The organism is Lichenibacterium ramalinae, from assembly GCF_004137085.1.
In the GTDB taxonomy this organism is placed as follows: domain Bacteria; phylum Pseudomonadota; class Alphaproteobacteria; order Rhizobiales; family Beijerinckiaceae; genus Lichenihabitans; species Lichenihabitans ramalinae.
In genome coordinates this window covers 21123-41515 of sequence record NZ_QYBC01000031.1, presented here as the reverse complement: position 1 = coordinate 41515, position 20393 = coordinate 21123, and the positions used below count along the sequence as shown (strand labels likewise).

The window sequence follows — 20393 nt, the reverse complement described above, 5'->3', positions numbered from 1 at the left end:
GGCATTCTTGTGGATGTTCATCCGGTCCCTCCCTTGGGGCTGAAGCGTCGCAACCTCAGCTTCCTCGGTTCGGATCGGATGGACAACCTATGGAAAGCTCACAGCTAGAGCGCTTCCGTCCCGGCTGAATCCGCTCCAGCTCCGACGCGAGGGATGCCGCAGCGGGTGGGATTCGCCGAAGCGATGCCGCCTCGTCCGACATGGCTCGGGACCGTGTCGTGCGGTCGCCCACCCACCAGCCCGTCAGCCCGCCAGCCCGCCCGCCGCCGGGTGCCGCCGGCTCAGCCCGGCCCCGGCAGGCGCCGCGCCACGAAGTAGCGCCCGGCCGGCACGCCGGGCGGCAGCGGGTGGGGGGCGAGGCGCGGGTGGGGCAGGGGGCAGCCGCTCGCCGCGAAGCCGCCGGGGGCCAGCAGCCGGGCCACCAGGGCCGGGAGCCAGTGGCCGAGGCCGTCGTCCCGGTCCGCCAGGCCGCTCTCGATGTCGGCATGGACCAGCGCCGCGCCGGCATCCGGCAGGTGCCGGGCCGTGTCGCGGACGTCGCCGACGAGCAGGTCCTCGGGCGGCGGCAGGAAGGGCAGGTCCGGCACCACCACGGATTCGAAGACCAGGATGCGGCGCCCGGGGAAGCGCTGGCGCAGGTGGTCGTAGGTGCGCCCGTTGCCGAAGCCGATCTCGAGGATCGGGCCCGGCACGGCGTCGAGCCGCCCGGCGAGGTCGTCGAGGATGTCGCGCTGCGCCGACATCCGGCGGATAAAGGATTCGAGGCGGCTCATCGGCGGCTCATGGTCGGCTCATGGGCGGGCGATTCGAGGATGGGCGGCTCCCCACGGGGCCACCCCGGCGGTCGCGGGCGGCCGTGGCGTCCCGTCAGCCCGCCAAACGCCCGGCATAGGCGGCGATGCGGCGGAACGCTTCCGCGAGCCGCGCTTCGGGGGCGGCCAGGGCGATGCGCACGAAGCCCGCCGTGGCGGGGCCGAAGGCGGCGGCGTCGACCAGCGACACGCCTTCGGCACGGAACAGGCCCCAGGCGAAATCCGTCGAGGTGAGGCCGGTGCCGCGCACGTCGAGCAGGGCGAACATGCCCGAGGCCGGCCGCAGCATGGCGAGGCCCGGCAGCCCGGCCAGGCCCTCGGCCGCCACGGCGACGCGGGCCCGGTAGGCGTCGCGCATCGCCTCCGCGGTCTCGTCGTAGAGGGCGACCGCAGTCAGCGCCGCCGCCTGGACGAACCCCGGCAGGCCGTAGATCATGTTGAGCCCGAGCCGGTCCATGTGGGCGATCAGCGCCTCGGGCCCGATCGCCCAGCCGATGCGCCAGCCCGTCATGGCGTGGGACTTCGACAGGCTGCCGATGGTGACGCTGCGGTCCGCCATGCCGGGCAGGGCGCGGAACGGCCGGTGGGTGCCGGCGAAGACCAGGCTCTCGTAGACCTCGTCGGCCACGACCCACAGGTCGTGGCGCAGCGCCACGTCGGCCACGGCGGCCATCTCGGCCTCCGTCATCACGACGCCGCTCGGGTTGTTGGGGTTGGCGAGCAGGATGGCGCGGGTGCGGGGCGTCACGGCCCCGGCCAGCGCCGCGACGGCCGGGCGGAAGCCGTCGTCGGGCGAGGCGGCGACGCGGACGACGCGGGCGCCGGCCGCCGCCAGCGTGGCCTCGTAGGTGGCGTAGATGGGCTCCATCACCAGCACCTCGTCGCCCGGGTCGAGGAGGCACAGGGCCGTCGAGAAGAGGCCGTTCTGGGCGCCCGCCACGATCATGACGTTCTCGGCCGTCGTGGGCACGCCCGCGCGCCGGCGCTGCAGGCCCGCCACGGCGTCGCGCAGGGCGTGGCGGCCCGGGATGGGCGTGTAATGGGTGTCGCCGGCCCGCAGCGCCGCGACCGCGCTCTCGACGATGGGGGCCGGCGTGTCGAAATCGGGGTCGCCGACGCTGAGCAGGATGACGTCCTCGCCCCGGGCCGCCGCGAGCCTCGCCTCGTGATGGATGTGCCAGGCGGCCCCGCCGGGCGCGTCGAGCCGGTCCACGAGCGAAGAGAAGCGCATGGGGGAACCTTTCTCGAGGGGGTGGCGGACGCTGCCTATCCCTAACCGCCCCGGGCCGCCCGCACCACCCCGGACGCGGGGCGGCGCCACGCGTGCCAGCGTGCCAGCAGCAGCACCGCCACGGCGCAGAGACCCGCCAGCAGGCCCGTCCACACGCCCGCTGCCGCGTGCGAGGGCGCCAGCAGGGCGGCGACCGGCACGCCGACCGCCCAGTAGCCGAAGCCCGAGATCAGCATCGGGACGCGGGTGTCCCGGAGGCCCCGCAGCATGCCGGCCAGCACCACCTGGGCGCCGTCGGCGAGCTGGAAGGCTCCGGCGAGGGCGAGCAGGACCGTGGCGGTCCGCACCACCGCCTCGGCATGGGGCTCGGCGGGGTCGAGGAACAACCGCACGAGCGGGCCCGGCAGGGCGAGCATGACGAGGGCCGCCGCCGCCATGGCGCCGAGGCCGAGCGCCAGCGCCGTCCAGCCCGCCCGGCCCACGGCCGCCGCCTCGCCGGCGCCCGCCGCCCGCCCCACCCGGACGGCCACGGCCTGGCCGATGCCGAGCGGCACCATGAAGGTGAAGGAGGCGATCTGCAGCGCGATGGCGTGAGCGGGCAGGGCGGGCGCGTCGTAATGGCCGATCAGCGCGGTCGCGGCCGTGAAGGACCCGGTTTCGAGCATGATGCTGATGCCGATCGGCAGGCCGAGCCGCCACAACGCCCCGCAGGCGTCCCAGGGCGGCCGGGCGAGGCCGGCGAAGACGCGGATGTCGCGCAGCCCCGGCGCCAGCGCCACGGCGCCCGCCAGCGCCCCCGCCATGAACAGGTTCGACACGACCGTGGCGAGCCCCGACCCCGCCGTGCCGAGCGCCGGCAAACCGGCCCCGCCCCCGATCAGGAGGACGTTCAGGCCCGCGTTGAGGACGACGGCGGCCAGGCCCGTGACCACGGCCCAGCCCGGACGCTCGAGCGCCGCCAGCATGGAGCGCAGCACCAGATAGGCGAGGGCGGGCAGCAGCCCCCATTGCATGACGTGGAGGTAGTCGGCGGCGGCCCGCGACAGCGCGGGGTCCTGCCCGGCGGCCCGGAAGATCGCCTCCCCCTGCCACAGGACGGCCCAGATGGGCGCCACGATGGCGAGGGCGTTCCAGAACCCGCCCTGCACGACGCGGCGCGCGGCCCCGGGCTCCCCGCCGCCGCCGATCGCCCGCGAGATCAGCGGCGACACGGCCGCCGTGAGCCCGATGCCGAAGGTCAAGGCGACGTTGTAGAGCGCCAGCGCCAGCGTCACCGCCGCCAGCGCCTCGGGGGCGATGTGGCCGACGAGGGCCGCGTTGGTCAGGTTCATCGCCATCTCGATGGCGTTGGTGACGACGAGCGGCACGCTGAGGGCCAGGCAGGCCCGGACCTCCCGGCGCCAGGCCGCGGCGGTTCCGCCGCGATGCGATGGATCGAACATCGCCCCCTCCTACAGGGGACGGGGCGCGGGGGCCATGGGGCGGGGTGGCGCCCCCGGAAGCGAAGGGCGCGAAGGGCGGGGGGACGCCCCCGGGACCGGGCGAGGTCCCCGGGCCGCGCCCCGCCGTCGCGGGGGGGGGGCACCGGTCGGTCGGACGGACCCGCCGGCCCGGATGGCGGCCGTGACGTACCGCGGATCGAGGTCGGTCGAGCCGACATTCGGACGACGTGTTCCGAAACGGCGCCGCGTCGCGGTGTCGCCCGACATGGTCCGGACGCGGACAAAGCGTTGCGCGGTGCCACAGGTTTGCTAAGCGAGAGGATGAAGATGCGGGCGGCTTGCGGCCGCCCCCTCGGCGCGCCTCCGTGGGAACCGGTCTCCTTGTCGTCAATCACCGCAACGGCCCCCATCGTCGGCGAGGAGGAGCGCAGGGCGGCGCTGGCCGCCTATGCCATCCTCGACACCGCGCGGGAGCCCGAGTTCGACGACATCGTGGCCATGGCGGCCCAGGCCTGCGGCACGCCCATGGCCTACATCAACTTCATCGACGGCGACCGGCAATGGCTCAAGGCCGAGCTGGGGGTGGGCCGGCGCGAGATGCCGTCGGCGGCCTCGCTCTGCCTGCGCACGCTCGGCGAGGCCGACCTCCTGCTGGCACCGGACCTCGCCGAGGACCCGAACAACGCCGAGGCCGCGCTCATTCTCGGGCCGCCGCCGCTGCGCTTCTACGCGGGCGTGCCGCTGAAGACGCCGGGAGGCGTCGCGGTCGGCACCCTCTGCGTCATCGACTACAGGCCGCGGCGCCTCGACGACCAGCAGCTCTTCATCCTCCGGGCGCTGGCCCGCACCGTCATGGTGCAGCTCGAGCTGCGCAAGGCGGTGGCGGAGCGCGACCTCGCCCTGGCGGCGCGGGAGCGGGCCGACCGGCAGCGCGAGGGCGAGGAGTTCCGCAGCCGGCAGGTGCTCGACGGCGCCATCGATTACGGCATCATCACGACGGACCGCGAGGGCCGGGTGACGAGCTGGAACGAGGGGGCCCGCCGCCTCATGGGGTGGCGGGAATCGGAGGTGCTGGGACGACCCCTCGATCGCATCTACACGCCCGAGGACAGGGCGGCCGGGCGGCCCGCCGAGGAGATGCACCAGGCGCTGGCGACCGGGCGCGGCAACGACGAGCGCTGGCACCTGCGGGCCTCGGGCGAGCGCTTCTGGGGCGACGGCGAGGTCATGACGCTGTCGGACGAGACCGGCGCCGTCACGGGGTTCCTGAAGATCCTGCGCGACCGCACGGAGCGCCGCCGGGCCGAGTGGACCCTGCGCGAAAGCCGCGAAAGGTTCGACGCGGCCCTCGCCAGCGGCCTCGTCGGCTTCCTCGACTGGGACGCGGTGAGCGGGCACATCCGCGGCGACGGCGGCTTCGCCGGGGTGTTCGGCTTCACGGCCGCGCAAGCGGCGGCCGGGGTCGCGCCCGACGAGCTCATGTCGCGCATCCACGCCGAGGACCGCGAGCGCGTGCGCGCCGCCGTGTCGGCGACCCTCGACGCCGGGACGGACGTGCTGACGGAGTTCCGCGTCGGGGCGGCGTCCGGCGAGGCCCGCTGGCTGCTGCTCAGCGCGCGCTGCTATCTCGCCGAGGGCGGCAAGCCGCTGCGCATCGCCGGCATCACCATCGACGTGACGGCGTCGCGCTCGGCGGAAGCGGCGCTGCGGGCCAGCGAGGAGCTCAACCGGCGCATCCTGGCCTCGTCGAGCGACTGCATCAAGGTGATGGACCGCGAGGGCGTCATCCAGTTCGTCAACGACGGCGGCCTCGTGGCCCTCGACGCCGACGACCCCGAAGCCGTCCTCGGCCGTCCCATCACGGCACTGTGGACCTCCGCCGACCGCTCCGGGCTCGAAGGGGCCATCGCCGAGGCGCTCGGCGGCCGCGTCGGGCGTTTCCGCGGCCATGCCAGGACCCTGAAGGACCGGTCGCGCTGGTGGGACATGGTGGTGACGCCGATCCTCGGCGGCGACGGCCGGCCCGAACGGCTCCTCGCCGTGTCGCGCGACATCACGGCCGAGATCCTGGCGGAACGCGAACAGCTGGCGCTGATGGCCGAGCGCGACGCCGAGCGCCTGCGCCTCAAGGCGGTGCTCGACAGCGCCCCGGTCGGCATCGTCTTCGCCGAGGCGCCCTCGGGCCGCATCGTCGGCCAGAACCCGCGCGCCGACCGCATCTTCGGCCACGGGCTGCGCCGCACCGAGGCGCTCGACCAGCACGGCGCCTGGGTGCTGCACGACCCCGAGGGAGAGCGGCTGCCCGTGGACCGCTACCCGCTGGTGCGGGCGCTGACGCAGGGCGAAACGTCCGACGGCGAGGAATACCTCTACGGCCGCGACGACGGCACCCTGGCCTGGATCCAGCTGACGGCCGCGCCCCTCCGGGACGCGTCCGGCGCCATCGCCGGCGGGGTCGTCTGCATCGAGGACATCTCGGCCCGCAAGGCCACCGAGGGCGCGCTGCGGCGCCTCAACGAGACGCTGGAAGCCACCGTGGCGGAGCGGACCCACGAGCTCGACAGCATCTGGCGCCATTCGCGCGACATGCTCTGCGTGGCCCGGTTCTCCGGCACTTTCCTGCGCCTCAACCCGGCCTGGGCCGGGACGCTCGGCTGGGCCATGGAGGAACTGCTCGACACGCCCTTCATCGACCTCGTGCATCCCGACGACCGGGAGCGGACGCTGAGCGCCATGTCGGTGCTGGCGAACGGCGTGACGGTGCCGGGCTTCGAGAACCGCTACCGTCGCACGGACGGTTCCCACCTGTGGTTCTCCTGGAACGCCGTGCCGCACGACGGGCTCATCTACGCCATCGTGCGCGACGTCACGGCGGAGCGCGAGGCCGCCGCCGCCCTCGCCAAGGCCGAGGAGCAGCTGCGCCAGTCCCAGAAGATGGAGGCGGTGGGCCAACTGACCGGGGGCATCGCCCACGACTTCAACAACCTGCTGACCGGCATCACGGGCGCGCTCGACCTGATGCAGCGGCGCATCGCCCAGGGGCGCACCGGCGACGTCGCCCGCTACGTCGACATCGCCATCACGTCGGCCAACCGGGCCGCGGCGCTCACCCACCGCCTGCTGGCCTTCTCGCGCCGCCAGCCCCTCGACCCGCGCCCGACCGACGGCAACCGCCTCGTCCGGGCCATGGAGGACCTGCTGCGCCGCACGATCGGCGAAGCCATCGCCTTCGAGGTTTCGCTCGCCCCGGACCTGTGGCCGACGCTGTGCGACCCCCACCAGCTCGAGAACGCGCTGCTGAACCTCGTGATCAACGCGCGGGACGCCATGCCGGAGGGCGGGCGCCTGGCCATCGCCACCGGCAACGTCGTCCTCGACGAGAGCCGGCGGGACGTCGGCGCCCCCGGGCCCTACGTCTGCCTCGCCGTCACCGACACCGGCCACGGCATGGCGGCCGAGGTGGTGGCCCGGGCCTTCGACCCGTTCTTCACCACCAAGCCCCTCGGCCAGGGCACCGGCCTCGGCCTGTCCATGGTCTACGGCTTCGTGCGGCAGTCCGAGGGTCACGTCGCCATCGACAGCGCGCCGGGGCGCGGCACGACGGTGCGGGTCTTCCTGCCCCGCTTCCGCGGCGCGGCGGCGGGCGACGACGAGGCCGCGACCGTGTCCTCCGCCCCCTCCCCGCTGGCCGGGGCGGACGAGACGGTGCTGGTGGTGGAGGACGAGGCTTCGGTGCGCAACCTCGTGGTCGACGTGCTGGCCGACCTCGGCTACCGCGCCCTCGAGGCCGCCGACGGGCCGGCGGGCCTGCGCATCCTCGAAGGCTCGGACCGGGTCGACCTTCTCGTGACCGACGTGGGCCTGCCGGGGTTGAACGGGCGCCAGCTCGCCGAACAGGCCCGGGTGCTGCGGCCGGGCCTCGGCGTGCTGTTCATGACGGGCTATGCCGAGGACGCCACCTTCGGCGACAGCCACCGCGACCCGAGCCTGCAGATGCTGACCAAGCCCTTCGCCATCGACGACCTGGCGGCGCGCATCCGGGCCATGATCCAGGCGCGCTGAGCCGGCGCTTCGGGGGCCGCAGGCGGGCCACGCCCGCCGAAGCGCCCCCTCGCCGCTCCGGCGGCCCTCCGCTATCCTGGAGACCCCAGCCGGACGGACGCAGCATGCCCCACCCCCTCGAACTCGGCCTCGACACGTTCGGCGACACGACGGCCGGCCCGGACGGCACGCCCCTGTCCCACGCCGCCGTGCTGCGCGACGTCGTGGCGGAAGCGGTCCTGGCCGACGAGGTCGGCGTCGACTTCATCGGCGTCGGCGAGCACCACCGCGCCGACTTCGCGGTGTCGTCGCCCGAGGTCCTGCTGGCCGCCATGGCGGGGCGCACCCGGCGCATCCGCCTGGGCTCGGCCGTGACGGTGCTGAGCTCCGACGATCCCGTGCGGGTGTTCCAGCGCTTCTCGACGCTGAACGCCGTCTCGGACGGCCGCGCCGAAGTCGTGCTGGGCCGCGGCTCCTTCACGGAATCCTTTCCGCTCTTCGGCTACGCGCTCGACCAGTACGAAACGCTGTTCGAGGAGAAGCTCGACCTCTTCGCCGCCCTGCTCAAGGGCGGCCCCGTGTCGTGGCGCGGCACCACCCGCGCGCCGCTGGCCGTCGACGGCGTGGTGCCGAACCTCGAGGCGCCGCTGCGGTGCTGGGTCGGCGTCGGCGGCAGCCCCGACTCGGTGATCCGCGCAGCCCGCCACGGCTTTCCCATGATGCTGGCCATCATCGGCGGCGACCCCATGCGCTTCGCCCCCTACGTCGACCTCTTCGGCCGCGCCTTCGCCCAGATGGGCCTGCCCGTGCCGCCGGTCGGCGTGCATTCCCACGGCTACGTGGCGGAGACCGACGAAGCCGCCCGGGACGAGCTGTGGCCGGACTACAAGCGCATGCGCGACCGGATCGGTGCCGAGCGCGGGTGGCCCCCGATGCGGCGGGCCGAGTTCGACGGCGAGGCCGACAGCGGCTCGCTCTACGTCGGCTCGCCCGAAACGGTGGCGCGGCGCATGGCCGCCACCATCCGGGGCCTCGGCCTGTCGCGCTTCGACCTCAAATACAGCGCCGGGCCGCTCCCCCACGACCGGCTCATGCGGTCCATCGCGCTCTACGGCTCCCGCGTCGTCCCCATGGTGCGGGACCTCCTGGGCCGCTGAGCCCCGGGGCGCCAAAGCGCCGGCGCCTTCGGCGAAGCCGCTCCAGCTCCCGAATCGAGAGCAGTGTCATCGGCTTGGAGTCGCCAAGGCCAATCGGAGAAAGCCGGTACTGCTCCAGGCGACGCGCTGGCACCGAGCAACGTTTCCTCCATCGCAATCGGTCGATCGATTTAACCGGTCGATCATACATCGCTGACAGTCTCTGGCAGAACAAGATCCAATATCCTCCTTCGATATTGGATTTCGGCAGACTTTCATGATGTTCAAGTTGCAATCTCATCTTCACAGACTGGCTGCGCGATGGCGAGCGGACACGCGCGGCGTGGCCGCCGTCGAGTTCGGACTGCTCGGCGGCATGTTCATCCTGCTGATGTGCTTCTGGATGGAGATCGGGCTGAGCCTGTTCATGCAGGCCGCGCTCGACCGCGCGGTGCGCAAGGAGGCGCGGCTCATCCGCACCGGCACCATCACGGCCTCGGGCGCCGCGACTTTCGCCGCCAACCTGTGCACCGACCTTCAAGTCCTGATGAGCTGCGCCAACATCCAGTACAACGTGGCCTCGGCGTCGAGCTTCGCGGCCCTGTCGGCGGCGGTGCCGACCGACGGGTTGAGCCGGATGACGACGACGGGCTTCGCGCCGGGCGGATCGGGCCAGGCCGTGATCGTGCAGGTCGGCTACGCGCGGGCCCTGTTCCTGCCCATCGTCAACGCGGTCCTCGGCAAGAACGGCACGCTGCTGGTCTACGCGTCGCTGGCCTTCCAGAACGAGCCTTTCTGAGATGGCCCGCCCCAGCTTCCGGAGCGCGTCGCACGGCGCGGTCGCGGTCGAGTTCGCCCTGCTGCTGCCCGTGATGGTGGCGATGCTGTTCGGCAGCATCTCGGCCGCCAGCCTCGTGCGGGCCAGCATGAAGATCTGGAACGTCGCCCAGGCGATCGGCGACCTCGTCGCCCAGCAGACCTCCCTGTCGGCGGCGCAGATGAACGATTTCTGCAAGGGCGGCGCGCTGACGCTCGCGCCCCTCTCCGGGGGGTTCACCGCCACGGTGGCGAGCGTCACCTATGTCGCGGGGGGCAGCCGCGTCGTGAACTGGCAGGACACGACCTGCGGCGGCACCGCGATGGCCAATGCCCTGGCGCTCGGCACGCCCTACACGCCCAATGCCGGGGACAGCGTGATCGTGGCGCAGGCCACCTACGTCTACAGCTTCCCGCCGTCCTACATCCTGCCGCCCTCGTTCACCTTCACCCGCACCACCTATTCGCGCCCGCGCGCCGGAACCGCCGTGGTGCATTCGTGACGGTCCCCCACCCCCACACAGGACGGCGCGACGCCATGGCGACCTTCGGTGCAGTTCCCCGTGCGGTCCTGCGCGGCTTCGCGCGGTTCCGCCACGACCGGCGCGGCGGCGTCGCGGTCTGGTTCGGCGTCGGCGCCGTGGCGCTGCTGTTCTTCGCCGGCTCGGGGCTCGACCTCGCCCGCGGCATCAACCAGCAGGCCGAGATCCAGGGCGCGGCGGACGCCGCCGCCCTGGCGGGAGCCGGAGCCTATACGAGCCCCGACACGCTCGCCGCCGCGACGGCCGCCGCAAACAATTACATGGCGCAGTTCAAGACCGCGAGCGGCCTCACCGACCTGACCTTCACGGTGACGCCCGGGACCGTGAGCAGCGGCAGTGGTGTCGCGGTCTACAAGATGACGGTGAAGGCTTCGGGGACGATCGCCAATACATTGATGGCCATGGCCAGCAAATCCACCACGGTCGCCGTGACGGCTACGGCGCAGAACCCCGTCTACAACATCACCATCACGATGGCGGGCTTCAGCTCCAGCGCCGTCGATACCAACACCGTGTCCTATTACACGGTCCCGGCCGACGGGTCGGTGCCCACGACGACGGCGCTGCTCTACAGCAATGCCAAGAACTCGACCGCGACGGCCGGCTCGCGGGTGGTCCAGCTCACCGCCAGCCAAAAGCTCGGCTTCATGCTGACCAACACGACGGACGGCAATGCCGCGACCACCTGCACGACCGTTTTGTTCATCTTTCAGAACTGCTCGTCGAACAGCTATGGTAACAACGCCTATGGCGGCCAGCCGAACAGCGTGCATTATTTCTACTCGCACCTGTTCCCGCCCAGCAAGTTGGCCTACCCGAGCGTGACGCAGAACTGCAGCCTGCGGGTGCTGGTCGGCACGGGGTCCAGCCCGTCGACCGGCTGCTCGGCGGCGCTGCCGACCTATGCGACGGTCAATTGCGTCAATGCGTCGGGGCTGACGCTGTCCTATTACTGGAACGACATGGGCGGCAGCACCGACGACAAGGACTACAACGATGCCGTCTATACGGTTGCCTGCTCGCAGGTCGGCACATCCACCAGCAAGGGGCTGGTGCTGACCAACTGAGGGCCGGTAAATCAACGCCCTCGTCGCTGAGGCGAACAGAGGCGCTTCGACGATGGCGCCTGGCATTCGGGCGCAAGTCCACTGCCTCCACAGCCTTCGAGGTCGGCGGCGAGGCGGCGTCACGCGGCCTGCGGCGCCAGCCGGCCCATCTCGTTGTTGACGAGGGTGCGGTAGGGGCCGTCGAAACGGATGAGGTCGTCGGGGGCGCCGTCCTGCACCACCACGCCGCCCTGCATCACCAGGATGCGGTCGAAGGTGCGCAGCGTCGACAGGCGGTGGGCGATGGCGACGACGGTGCGGTTCTGCATGAGGTTTTCCAGCGCCTGGCGGATCGCTTCCTCGGATTCGCCGTCGAGCGCGGAGGTTGCTTCGTCGAGCAGCAGGATGGGGGCGTCCTTCAGGAAGGCCCGGGCGATGGCGATGCGCTGGCGCTGCCCGCCCGACAGCAGCAGGCCGCGGTCCCCCACCATGGTGTCGAGCCCCTCCGGCATCTTCTCGATGAAAGGGCGGCACCGCGCCGCGACGGCGGCGGCCCAGACCTCCTCGTCGGTGGCGTCGGGCCGGCCGTAGCGGATGTTCTCGGCGAGGCTGCGGTTGAGCAGCGCCGTGTCCTGCGGCACGATCGAGATGGCCCGGCGCAGGCTCTCCTCGGTGCTCATCGCGATGTCCTGCCCGTCGATCAGCACGCGGCCCGTTTCGAGCGGGTAGAGCCGCTGGACGAGCGCGATCAGCGTGGACTTGCCGCTGCCGGAAGGGCCCACGAGGCCGACGCGCTGGCCGGGCTCGATGGCGAGCGACAGGTCGCGGAAGATCTGCCGCCCGGACGGGAACCGGAACGTGACGCTGTCCAGCACCACGCGCGCCCCGCGCGGCTGGAGTTCCACGGCATCGGGGTGCTCGCGCAGGTCGTGCGGGGTCAGCAGCGTCGCCAGCGCCTCCGACAGCCGGGCCATGTGCTGCGTGACGTCGACCAGCGCGACGGCGAGGTCGCGGGTGGCGCTCAGCACCGACAGGCCGAGGGTGCAGACCAGGATGACGTCGCCGGCCGAGATGCGCTTGCCCTGCCACAGGTGGATGGCCCAGCCGAGCATCACCAGCGTCAGGGCCACCACCACCAGGGCATGGGCCAGCCGCAGCTTCTCGAGGTAGAGCAGGCTGCGCCGGCGGGCCTGCACCTCGTCGCCCACCGTCGCGTCGAAGCGGCGGTGTTCGCGCGGGATGCCGCCGAAGGCCCGCACCAGCGCCATGTTGCCGATGACGTCCACCATGGCGCCGTCGACCGCCGCGGCCTTGTCGGCGAAATCGTGGTGCAGCGGCTTGCCGGCCGCGGCGAAGCGGAACATCCCCACCATGACGACGGCGGCCACCGCCACCAGCGCCCCCGCCATGGGCAGGCTGACGGCCGACAGGTAAAGCACCGACCCCACCGTGGCGGCACAGGGCGGCAGCACGTTCCACACCGCCATGTTCTCCATCGTGAAGACGGCGTTGGAGGTCGCCGACACGCGGCTCGTCAGCACGCCCGGCATGCGGTCGGCGAAATAGCTCGGGGCGTGGCCGGTGAGGTGGCGGAAAAGGTCCGAGCGGAGGTCGCCGCTCACCTGCACGAAGGTGTGGCTGGCGACCCAGCTGGCGACCCGCCAGAGCAGGTTGTCGGCCGCGACGAAGCCCACCACCACGGCGAAGGCGTGCCAGGGCCGTCCGCCGCCGTCCTGCCCGGCCGCCAGCGTGTCGACCAGGAACTTGATGCCGTATTGGGTGGACACCGAACAGGTGACGGCGCCCAGCACCGCCGCCAGGATGACGGCGTGGCTGAGCCAGCGCCGGGCCGCGTAGCGGCCGAAGAAGGCCAGGGGGCGATGAGCGTAACGTTCCATCGGCGCGGAAACCTTCGGTCGTCGGTGGAAGCCCGCCGACGCCTGCGGCGGACCCGCCCCGGTTCGGCTCCGGGACGGGCGCAAGCCGCCATCCAAACAAACTCTCCCGCACTGCACAAGGCGCCAGTCGGCGTCACGCCGTCATCGACGCATGCCGGCGCCGGAATGCGAGCCTGTCGGCAGGCATGAGTTGCAATTTCGCGTCACCACCGTCCCGACAATCCTGGTCCGATCGGTCCTCAGGGCGGGTCCGCACCCTCGGCCGTCGCCGGGCGGGTTTCCGGCATGGCGAGCGCCGTCACCACCACGGCGAGCGCGGCGACGCCCGCCATGGCCAGGAAGGCCGTGTGGCTGCCGAGCGTATCGGCCAGCAGCCCCACCGCCGTGGTGCTGACCGAGGCGCCGATGCCGACCGCGCAGCCGATGGCGCCCTGGGCGAGGTTGAACCGCCCGCTCCGCCCCGCGACATCGGCGATGGTGAGGGGCACCAGCACGCCCAGCACCGCCGCCGAGATGCCGTCGAGCGCCTGGACGGCGACGAGCAGCGTCGGGTCGGTGGTGGCGGCGAAGAGCAGGCCGCGCAGGGGCAGGGCCGCGAAGCCGATGACCAGCAGCGGTTTGCGTCCCCAGGACTGGGCCTTCCACCCCACGACCGGCGACAGCACCGTCACGATGGCCTGCGGCACCACGATGGCGGCCGCCACCATGGCGGAGGCGGCGTGGCTCGAGCGCAGCGTGAGCATGCTGGCGGCCAGCGGCAGCATGCTGGCATTGGCCATCTGGAACAGCACCACGCAGGCCGCGAAGACCAGGAGGGCGCGGTTGCGGGCGAGCCCGGCGAGGCCGGACAGCAGCGACCCGCCGGCGGGCTCCGCCGCGGCCCTGCCGGCGGGGGCCGGGCGCCGGAGGTCCTCGGCGCGGATGCGCAGCAGCGCCACCAGCGCCGGCACCACCAGGGCGGCGGCGACGAAGAAGACGGCGCGGTTCGACAGGTAGTAGCCGCAGGCCCCCATGCCGGCGGCGGCGAGGCCCGTGCCGGCCGAGGCGAAGGCGGCGTTGCGGCCGAGGCGGCTGCCGAGCCCGGCCCGGCCCACGAGCGCGAGGCTGAGCGAGGCCATGGACACGCCGAGCACGCAGCTCGCCGCCGCCTGCAGGACGCGCGACGCCATCACGACCGGGACGACCGGCCACACCGCCAGGGCGAGGGCGCTGATGCCGATGCCGGCCAGCGCCACGGCAGCGGCGGCCCGGGTGGACCGGACGGCATCGACCAGCGCGCCGGCCGGGATCTGGGCGGCGAGGCTGACGAGGCCGCCGACCGTGAGGACGAGGCCGATGTCGGTCTGGGTCCATTTCGACGCCGTGAGATAGACCGCCACGAAGGGGCCGAAGCCCGTCTGCACGTCGGCGACGAAGAACACGAAGCCGTCGAGGCCGTGCCGGCTGCGCGGCGCGGGCGTGGGCCGCCCGTCAGGCGCCGGAGCGGGTCCGGCGGAAGCCGCCCGCGGCGGGTCGGAGGTCACCACGGCGGATCATTTCTGCGCCGGCGCGGCGGGGGCGGGAGGGGCGGCAGAGGCGGCGGGGCTCGGCGGCGTCGGCGCAACCGGGCCGGGTGCGGCCGGGCTCGGCCCCAGGATCACCACGGATTCGCCTTCCTTGTAGACGGGCGAGACGCGGAGCCGCTCCGCCGGCAGGTCGGCCGTCGCGGCGTCGGATTTGACGCCGGCCCCGAAGTGGAGCGCGTGCCAGTCCACCGCGATCTTGCGCGTGCCGACACCGAAGAAACCGCCGAAATCCACCACGGCGGCCCGGATCGCGCCGGTGCGGTCCACGAGCACGTCGACGATGCGCCCCATGTCCTCGCCGGCCGGGCTCTTCACCTTCTTGCCCAGCACGCTGCCGATCTGGTCGTCGTCGACCACGGTGGCGGGCGTGCCGGAGGCGGCGGGCTCCGCCGCCGCGGCAGGGGCCGGCGCGGCAGGGGACGGCGCGGCAGGGGCGGGCGCCGTCTGGGCCGGAGCGGCAGGGGCCGGCGCCGTCTGGGCCGGAGCGGTCTGGGCGAGGGCGGGGCGGGGCGCCATCGCCGACGCCAGGACGAGCACCGCCACGACCAGCGCCGTCATTCCAGTGTCGGCCAGTCCCTTGCCGGCCACTCCCTTGGTGGCCAGTCGCTTGCCGGCCAGTCCCTCGCGTGCCATGGCGCGCCGGGCCCGCATCCGTCGATCCTGCATGCCGCAACCTCCCGCGTCCGCCACAGTCCCGGCGCCGTGCCCCGCCGGGCGGTATCCTTCCAACGGCAGGGCAGGGCGGCCGGTTCACCGGGGCCCGGCGGACCCTGCCGGTTCACGCCGCCTGGATGAAGCTTTCCAGCACCATCTTGCGCCCGGCCTTGTCGAAATCCACCGTCAGCTTGTTGCCGTCCACCGCCGCGACGGCGCCCGGCCCGAACTTCTGGTGCATGACGCGGGCCCCGACCGTGTAATGCGCCGTCTGGGTCGACTTGGCGATGAGCTCGCCCTCGATGACGCCCGGCAGGCGCGCCACGCCGGAGGTCGCGCCGGCGCCCTGGCGCTGCGCCCGCTGCCAGCCCGGCGTGGCGTAGGACGAGGTGCCGAAGGTTTGGACGTTGTCGAAGCGCGACGGGCCGTAGCCCGAGCGCTTCTCGCGCGCGTTCTCGGCCACCGCGACATGCTCCTCGGGCAGTTCGTCGAGGAAGCGCGACGGGATCGTGGTCTGCCACATGCCGTGGATGCGGCGGTTGGTGGCGAAATACACGAAGGCCCGGCGCTTGGCGCGGGTGAGGCCCACGTAGGCGAGGCGCCGCTCCTCCTCGAGGCCGGCCTTGCCGTTGTCGTCGAGCGAGCGCTGGTGGGGGAACAGCCCCTCCTCCCAGCCGGGCAGGAACACCGTCTCGAATTCGAGCCCCTTGGCGCCGTGCAGCGTCATGATGGACACGCGCTCGCCGGCCTCGGCGCCCTCCGTGTCCATGACGAGGGCGATATGCTCCAGGAAGGACACGAGGTCCGGAAACTCCTCCATGGAGCGGACGAGTTCCTTCAGGTTCTCGAGCCGGCCGGCCGCCTCCGCCGAACGGTCCTTCTGCCAGAAATCCGTATAGCCGGATTCGTCCAGGATCTGCTCGGCGAGTTCCGAATGCGGGATGGTGCCGAGGCGCGCGCGCCAGCGCGCGAAATCCCCCAGCAGCGCCCGCAGCGTCTGGCGCTGCTTGGGCTTCAGCTCGTCCGTCTCCACCATCATGGCGGCCGAAGCCATGATCGGCAGGTCGCGGTCGCGGCCGAAGGCTCGCAGGATGCCGATGGTGCTGTCGCCGAGGCCGCGCTTGGGGGTGTTGACGATGCGCTCGAAGGCGAGGTCGTCGTCGGGCTGGGCGACGCAGCGCAGGTAGGCCAGGGCGTCGCGGATCTCGAGCCGCTCGTAGAAGCGCGGGCCGCCGATGACGCGATACGGGAGCCCCAGGGTGATGAAGCGCTCCTCGAACTCGCGCATCTGGAACGAGGCCCGCACCAGGATGGCCACCCCGTCGAGCGACAGGCCCTTGCGCTGCAGCTGCTCGATCTCCTCGCCGACCTGCCGGGCCTCCTCCTCGCTGTCCCACACGCCCGACACGCGCGGCTTCTCGCCCGGCTCGCCCTCCGTGAACAGCGTCTTGCCGAGCCGGTCCTCGTTGCGGGCGATGAGGCCCGAGGCGGCACCCAGGATGTGGCCGGTCGAGCGGTAGTTGTTTTCGAGCTTCACCACGGCGGCGCCGGGGAAGTCGTGCTCGAAGCGCAGGATGTTGTCGACCTCGGCGCCGCGCCAGCCGTAGATCGACTGGTCGTCGTCGCCGACGCAGCACACGTTGTGGCGCCCCTGGGCCAGCAGCCGCAGCCACAGGTACTGGACCACGTTGGTGTCCTGATACTCGTCGACCAGCATGTAGCGGAACCGGTCCTGGTACTGGGCCAGCACGTCAGGGTTCTCGCGGAACAGCCGCAGGCATTCGAGCAGCAGGTCGCCGAAGTCGGTGGCGTTCAGCGTCTTCAGCCGCGCCTGGTAGGCGGCATAGAGCTGCTGGCCCTTGCCGTTGGCATAGGCACCGGCCTCGCCGGCCGGCACGCGGGCGGGGTCGAGCCCGCGGTTCTTCCAGCTGTCGATGAGGTGGGCGAGGCCGCGCGCCGGCCAGCGCTTGTCGTCGACGTTGGCGGCCTGCAGCACCTGCTTCAACAGGCGGATCTGGTCGTCGGTGTCGAGGATGGTGAAGCCGGACTTGAGCCCCACGAGTTCGGCGTGGCGCCGCAGGATCTTGGTCGAGACGGCGTGGAAGGTTCCGAGCCAGGGCATGCCCTCGCCCGCCGGGCCGATGAGGGCGCCGATGCGCTCCTTCATCTCGCGCGCCGCCTTGTTTGTGAAGGTGACGGCCAGGATCTCGTGCGGCCGCGCCCGCCCGGTCGACACGAGGTGGGCGATGCGGGTGGTGAGCACGCGCGTCTTGCCGGTGCCGGCGCCGGCCAGCACCAGCACGGGCCCTTCCAGCGTTTCCACGGCGCGGCGCTGCTCGGCGTTGAGCCCGTCGAGGTAGGGCGCCGACAGGTGGGCGCGGGCCCGCTCCGCGATGCCGCCCGGGCGGGGCGCCGGCGCCGGCGTGGCGGCCCGGGGGACCATGGGTGGGGCGGCGGAATCGGCCAAGGGCGGCTCCTCGCGGCCGCCCCCGGGCGGGGGAGGCCCGCATCGGGGACGGGAACAGAAGCCGAACTCTTAAGCCCATCGACACCCGCGCGAAAGGGGCCGCGGTGCCGCTCCACCCGGCTCCCGCCGCTGCGGCAAGCCCGGGGCGCCCCCCGGCGGCGAAACCCGGCGATCCGATGGCGATTGCGGCTCCACAAAGGCCTCGGAATGGGTTAGGAACGGGTTCGAAGCCCAGGGCTTCGCGCGGGTGTGGTGGAACTGGTAGACGCGCCGGACTCAAAATCCGGTTCCGCAAGGAGTGTCGGTTCGATTCCGACCACCCGCACCAGTCTTTCGGTTCAGCGGTTTTGCCAAGGGTTGGGAACCGCCAATGCGCGTCCGAGAAAGCCGATACGGCCCTGGCGCGGCGGAGTGTTGCGACGGCAGCGTGGGGGCCGCGGCGTCGCCCGGGAGGACAGCGGTGGATTCTCCCTGTCGGGGGAGGGTCGGCGTCCCCGCCCGAAAGGTCCGACGGCATGGGTGTCGTGTCCGGCAATGCCGTCGCGAGGGCGTCGCCGACGGTGTGCCGATCAGTGAGGGCTCTCATCCGCCGAAGCAGCCATTGGGGCCGAGCAAGAAGTACCTCTCACGATCAAACTCGGTTGAAGTTCGACGGTCCTCGCCGGCAGGTTCACATCGCCGATGCGATCGCGAAGCAGACGCCGCGCGACATGACCCATCTCCTGCCGCGAGTAGCTGATCGTCGTCAGGCTGATGTAGCCGTAGCACGCGATGTCGATGTCGTCGAAACCGCATAGCGCGAAATCGACACCTGCCATCAGGTGACACTCCCTGGCGGCCCCGAGAACACCGAGCGCCATGGAGTCGTTCGCCGCGAATATGGCGGTCGGCCGATCTCGAGATGCGAAGAGCTCCTTTGCGCCGGCATAGCCGGAGCTTTGAGTGTAGTTTCCGAGCAGCACGCGTACGGCCGCAGGCTTCACGCTCGCCACCCGCTGCAGAAACGCCTCCTTGCGGAGCTGTGCCCCGGCCCCGGTGCCGCCGTCGAGATGGGCGAGCCTGCGATGGCCGAGCTTCAGGAGATGCTCGGCGGCGAGATCACCGCCGCTCTTGTCATCGACCAGGACGCTGTCGACGCCGGGAATGTTGCGCCCGACGACGACGGTGGGGACGGTTTTGGCCAGGTGCTGGATCTGCGCGACCGCGAGGCGCGACCCGATCAGCACGATGCCGGCGACCCGATGGGCGAGGAACGTGTCCAGGGACGTCCTTTCACGCTCGACATCGTTGAAGCCGGACGCAAGGTACATCTCCGGAGGTTCGTCCTCGTTGGCTGGCGCGAACCCGTCCACGATGTCCGACATGATCGGGTTGTGCAGGTCGGCGAGCAGGACGCCGAAGGCGGAGGACGTGGTCCCGGCCAGACGGCTCGCGTTGACGTTGGGGGAGTAGCCCATCTGGCGGGCGATGCGATGGATCTCGTCCGTCCGCTTGACCGAAATCTTCGGCGAGCCCCGCAATGCCATGCTGACGGTCGCTCGCGAAACTCCAGCCCGCGCCGCGATGTCATCTAAGGTGACGTGGTCCACTTGCGTCCGCTCCATGCTGAGTTGACAGGCATAGGTGAAGCGCTTAAACCGTGCAAGTGAAGCGCTTCACCTGCGAGGGAGAGCTGCAAAAAGCAGCCGACGCGCTCGATCCCTGGGCATCGTCGCCCCGACTTTCCGGATCATCATAGGGAGGACGCCATGCCGAGAGGATCATTCCTGGGCGCGAGTCTGCTTGCGCTCGCCGCAGGTTTCAGTACCGCCGTTTCCGCCGCTCAGCCCACCTTCGTCATGGTGAGCCATTCGCCCGAGTCCGATTCCTATTGGACCAGCGTTGTCAAGGGTCTGCAGCAGGCCGGCAAGGATCTCGGCGTCACCGTCCAGTATCGCGGCACCGACAACAATCTGAACGATCCCAATCAACAGCGCCGCAACCTCGAGGCTGCGATCGCCGGAAAGCCCGATGGGCTATCGTCACCGATCCGACGCCGGCCTCCCTCAACGCGACGATCAAGAAGGCCACCGACGCCGGCATCCCCGTGATCCTCGTCAACCAGGGGGCGATCAGGTTCAGAAGGTCGGTGCGCTCACTTTCGTGGGCGAGGACCCTTCGGATGAAGGCGCTCTCGGCGGGGAGCAGTTGAACGCCCTCGGCGCGAAACATGCGCTCGTCATCACGACGCCGATCGGCGCGATCCCGTTCGTCGACGCCCGGACCAACGGCTTCCGAAAGGCCTTCAAGGGTACGTCGACCCTGGCCGAGATACCGGTCTCCGACCTCAACAGCTCCAACCGGATCAAGACGATCACGGAGACCCAGCTGCAGAAGGACCAGTCCATCGACGCGGTCTTCTCGATCGGCTCCTGCTGCATTGCCGCCATGGACCAGGCTCGCACGGATCTCGGTGACCGTGGCAAGTCGATGCACTGGGGTACGATCGACCTAACGGCGGGCGGCATGCAGGCGATCAAGAACCACGACCTCGATTTTGCCCTCGACGCGCAACAATACGCTCAAGGCTACTACCCCGTCGTGATGCTGGCCCTCTATGTTCGCCAGGCGGTCCGGCCCGCGGCGGCCTCTTATCCGACCGGTCCTGCGGTCATCACGCCCGACAACGTCGCCAGGGTGCAAGCCGCGACGGGATCACGTTGAACGCCCCCCGGACCCATCCTTCGCTGGAGCATCCATGAGC

The 20393-nt window shown here is 71.7% G+C and carries 15 protein-coding genes and 1 tRNA gene; 8 read left to right on the top strand and 8 right to left on the bottom strand.

The genetic code is table 11. The features are described 5' to 3' along the window. Nucleotides 1-281: 281 nt before the first annotated feature. From D3272_RS24950 to D3272_RS24940, 3 genes are all read right to left on the bottom strand, one after another. Entirely contained in the window at nt 282-773 is a 492-nt protein-coding gene (locus tag D3272_RS24950) for a class I SAM-dependent methyltransferase (RefSeq protein WP_129221942.1), read from the bottom strand. Between the two features lie 94 nt (nt 774-867). After that, nucleotides 868-2043, bottom strand: a complete 1176-nt coding sequence (locus D3272_RS24945) for a pyridoxal phosphate-dependent aminotransferase (RefSeq protein WP_129221941.1) — start codon at nt 2041-2043, stop codon at nt 868-870. A 41-nt stretch (nt 2044-2084) separates the two neighbouring features. After that, the gene (locus D3272_RS24940; protein WP_129221940.1) at nt 2085-3485 is read right to left on the bottom strand and encodes an MATE family efflux transporter; all 1401 of its coding nucleotides are present in this window, start codon (nt 3483-3485) and stop codon (nt 2085-2087) included. Between the two features lie 381 nt (nt 3486-3866). Between D3272_RS24940 and D3272_RS24930 the strand changes: the two genes are divergently transcribed. The 5 genes from D3272_RS24930 to D3272_RS24910 all read left to right on the top strand — a co-directional run bounded on the left by D3272_RS24930 (nt 3867) and on the right by D3272_RS24910 (nt 11087). After that, a complete protein-coding gene (locus tag D3272_RS24930; protein ID WP_165361524.1) occupies nt 3867-7547 on the top strand; it encodes a PAS domain S-box protein in 3681 nt (1226 codons plus the stop codon). A gap of 104 nt (nt 7548-7651) precedes the next feature. Further along, nucleotides 7652-8683 carry an LLM class flavin-dependent oxidoreductase gene (locus tag D3272_RS24925; protein ID WP_129221937.1) on the top strand — a complete coding sequence of 344 codons (1032 nt, stop codon included), beginning with the start codon at nt 7652-7654 and terminating at the stop codon, nt 8681-8683. A gap of 322 nt (nt 8684-9005) precedes the next feature. Next, the gene (locus D3272_RS24920; RefSeq protein ID WP_165361523.1) at nt 9006-9461 is read left to right on the top strand and encodes a TadE/TadG family type IV pilus assembly protein; all 456 of its coding nucleotides are present in this window, start codon (nt 9006-9008) and stop codon (nt 9459-9461) included. A gap of 1 nt (nt 9462) precedes the next feature. After that, nucleotides 9463-9981 carry a TadE/TadG family type IV pilus assembly protein gene (locus D3272_RS24915; RefSeq protein ID WP_129221935.1) on the top strand — a complete coding sequence of 173 codons (519 nt, stop codon included), beginning with the start codon at nt 9463-9465 and terminating at the stop codon, nt 9979-9981. Between the two features lie 35 nt (nt 9982-10016). Beyond that, nucleotides 10017-11087: a TadE/TadG family type IV pilus assembly protein gene (locus D3272_RS24910; protein WP_129221934.1), complete on the top strand. Its 1071-nt coding sequence runs from the start codon at nt 10017-10019 to the stop codon at nt 11085-11087. 119 nt (nt 11088-11206) lie between these two features. Here the strand turns inward: D3272_RS24910 and D3272_RS24905 are convergent, their stop codons facing one another. The 4 genes from D3272_RS24905 to D3272_RS24890 form a co-directional block, all read right to left on the bottom strand. Next, nucleotides 11207-12964, bottom strand: a complete 1758-nt coding sequence (locus tag D3272_RS24905; RefSeq protein ID WP_129221933.1) for an ABC transporter ATP-binding protein — start codon at nt 12962-12964, stop codon at nt 11207-11209. 239 nt (nt 12965-13203) lie between these two features. Then, nucleotides 13204-14490 (bottom strand): MFS transporter, encoded by a 1287-nt coding sequence (locus tag D3272_RS24900; protein WP_245496779.1) that lies wholly within the window; start codon nt 14488-14490, stop codon nt 13204-13206. A 6-nt stretch (nt 14491-14496) separates the two neighbouring features. After that, entirely contained in the window at nt 14497-15195 is a 699-nt protein-coding gene (locus D3272_RS24895; RefSeq protein WP_245496778.1) for a PRC-barrel domain-containing protein, read from the bottom strand. A gap of 112 nt (nt 15196-15307) precedes the next feature. Beyond that, the gene (locus tag D3272_RS24890; protein WP_129221944.1) at nt 15308-17626 is read right to left on the bottom strand and encodes an ATP-dependent helicase; all 2319 of its coding nucleotides are present in this window, start codon (nt 17624-17626) and stop codon (nt 15308-15310) included. Between the two features lie 267 nt (nt 17627-17893). Here D3272_RS24890 and D3272_RS24885 point away from each other — a divergent pair. Beyond that, nucleotides 17894-17978: transfer RNA gene (locus D3272_RS24885), tRNA-Leu, on the top strand. A gap of 241 nt (nt 17979-18219) precedes the next feature. Here the strand turns inward: D3272_RS24885 and D3272_RS24880 are convergent. Beyond that, on the bottom strand, nt 18220-19239 hold the full coding sequence (locus tag D3272_RS24880; RefSeq protein WP_165361522.1) for a LacI family DNA-binding transcriptional regulator: 1020 nt from the start codon (nt 19237-19239) through the stop codon (nt 18220-18222). A gap of 159 nt (nt 19240-19398) precedes the next feature. Here D3272_RS24880 and D3272_RS24875 point away from each other — a divergent pair, with 159 nt between their 5' ends. Beyond that, nucleotides 19399-19740 (top strand): type 1 periplasmic-binding domain-containing protein, encoded by a 342-nt coding sequence (locus D3272_RS24875; protein ID WP_129221931.1) that lies wholly within the window; start codon nt 19399-19401, stop codon nt 19738-19740. Beyond that, nucleotides 19661-20353: a substrate-binding domain-containing protein gene (locus D3272_RS24870; RefSeq protein WP_129221930.1), complete on the top strand. Its 693-nt coding sequence runs from the start codon at nt 19661-19663 to the stop codon at nt 20351-20353. Before D3272_RS24875 ends, D3272_RS24870 begins: the two co-directional genes overlap by 80 nt. The last annotated feature ends 40 nt before the right edge of the window (nt 20354-20393 follow it).

Excerpts from the sequence above, each read along its gene's own strand:
- D3272_RS24910 (WP_129221934.1), top strand. The coding sequence starts at position 10,017 with ATGGCGACCTTCGGTGCAGTTCCCCGTGCGGTCCTGCGCGGCTTCGCG.
- D3272_RS24890 (WP_129221944.1), bottom strand. The coding sequence starts at position 17,626 with ATGGTCCCCCGGGCCGCCACGCCGGCGCCGGCGCCCCGCCCGGGCGGC.
- D3272_RS24945 (WP_129221941.1), bottom strand. The coding sequence starts at position 2,043 with ATGCGCTTCTCTTCGCTCGTGGACCGGCTCGACGCGCCCGGCGGGGCC.
- D3272_RS24950 (WP_129221942.1), bottom strand. The coding sequence starts at position 773 with ATGAGCCGCCTCGAATCCTTTATCCGCCGGATGTCGGCGCAGCGCGAC.
- D3272_RS24875 (WP_129221931.1), top strand. The coding sequence starts at position 19,399 with ATGCCGAGAGGATCATTCCTGGGCGCGAGTCTGCTTGCGCTCGCCGCA.
- D3272_RS24915 (WP_129221935.1), top strand. The coding sequence starts at position 9,463 with ATGGCCCGCCCCAGCTTCCGGAGCGCGTCGCACGGCGCGGTCGCGGTC.
- D3272_RS24895 (WP_245496778.1), bottom strand. The coding sequence starts at position 15,195 with ATGCAGGATCGACGGATGCGGGCCCGGCGCGCCATGGCACGCGAGGGA.
- D3272_RS24940 (WP_129221940.1), bottom strand. The coding sequence starts at position 3,485 with ATGTTCGATCCATCGCATCGCGGCGGAACCGCCGCGGCCTGGCGCCGG.
- D3272_RS24905 (WP_129221933.1), bottom strand. The coding sequence starts at position 12,964 with ATGGAACGTTACGCTCATCGCCCCCTGGCCTTCTTCGGCCGCTACGCG.
- D3272_RS24925 (WP_129221937.1), top strand. The coding sequence starts at position 7,652 with ATGCCCCACCCCCTCGAACTCGGCCTCGACACGTTCGGCGACACGACG.
- D3272_RS24870 (WP_129221930.1), top strand. The coding sequence starts at position 19,661 with ATGGGCTATCGTCACCGATCCGACGCCGGCCTCCCTCAACGCGACGAT.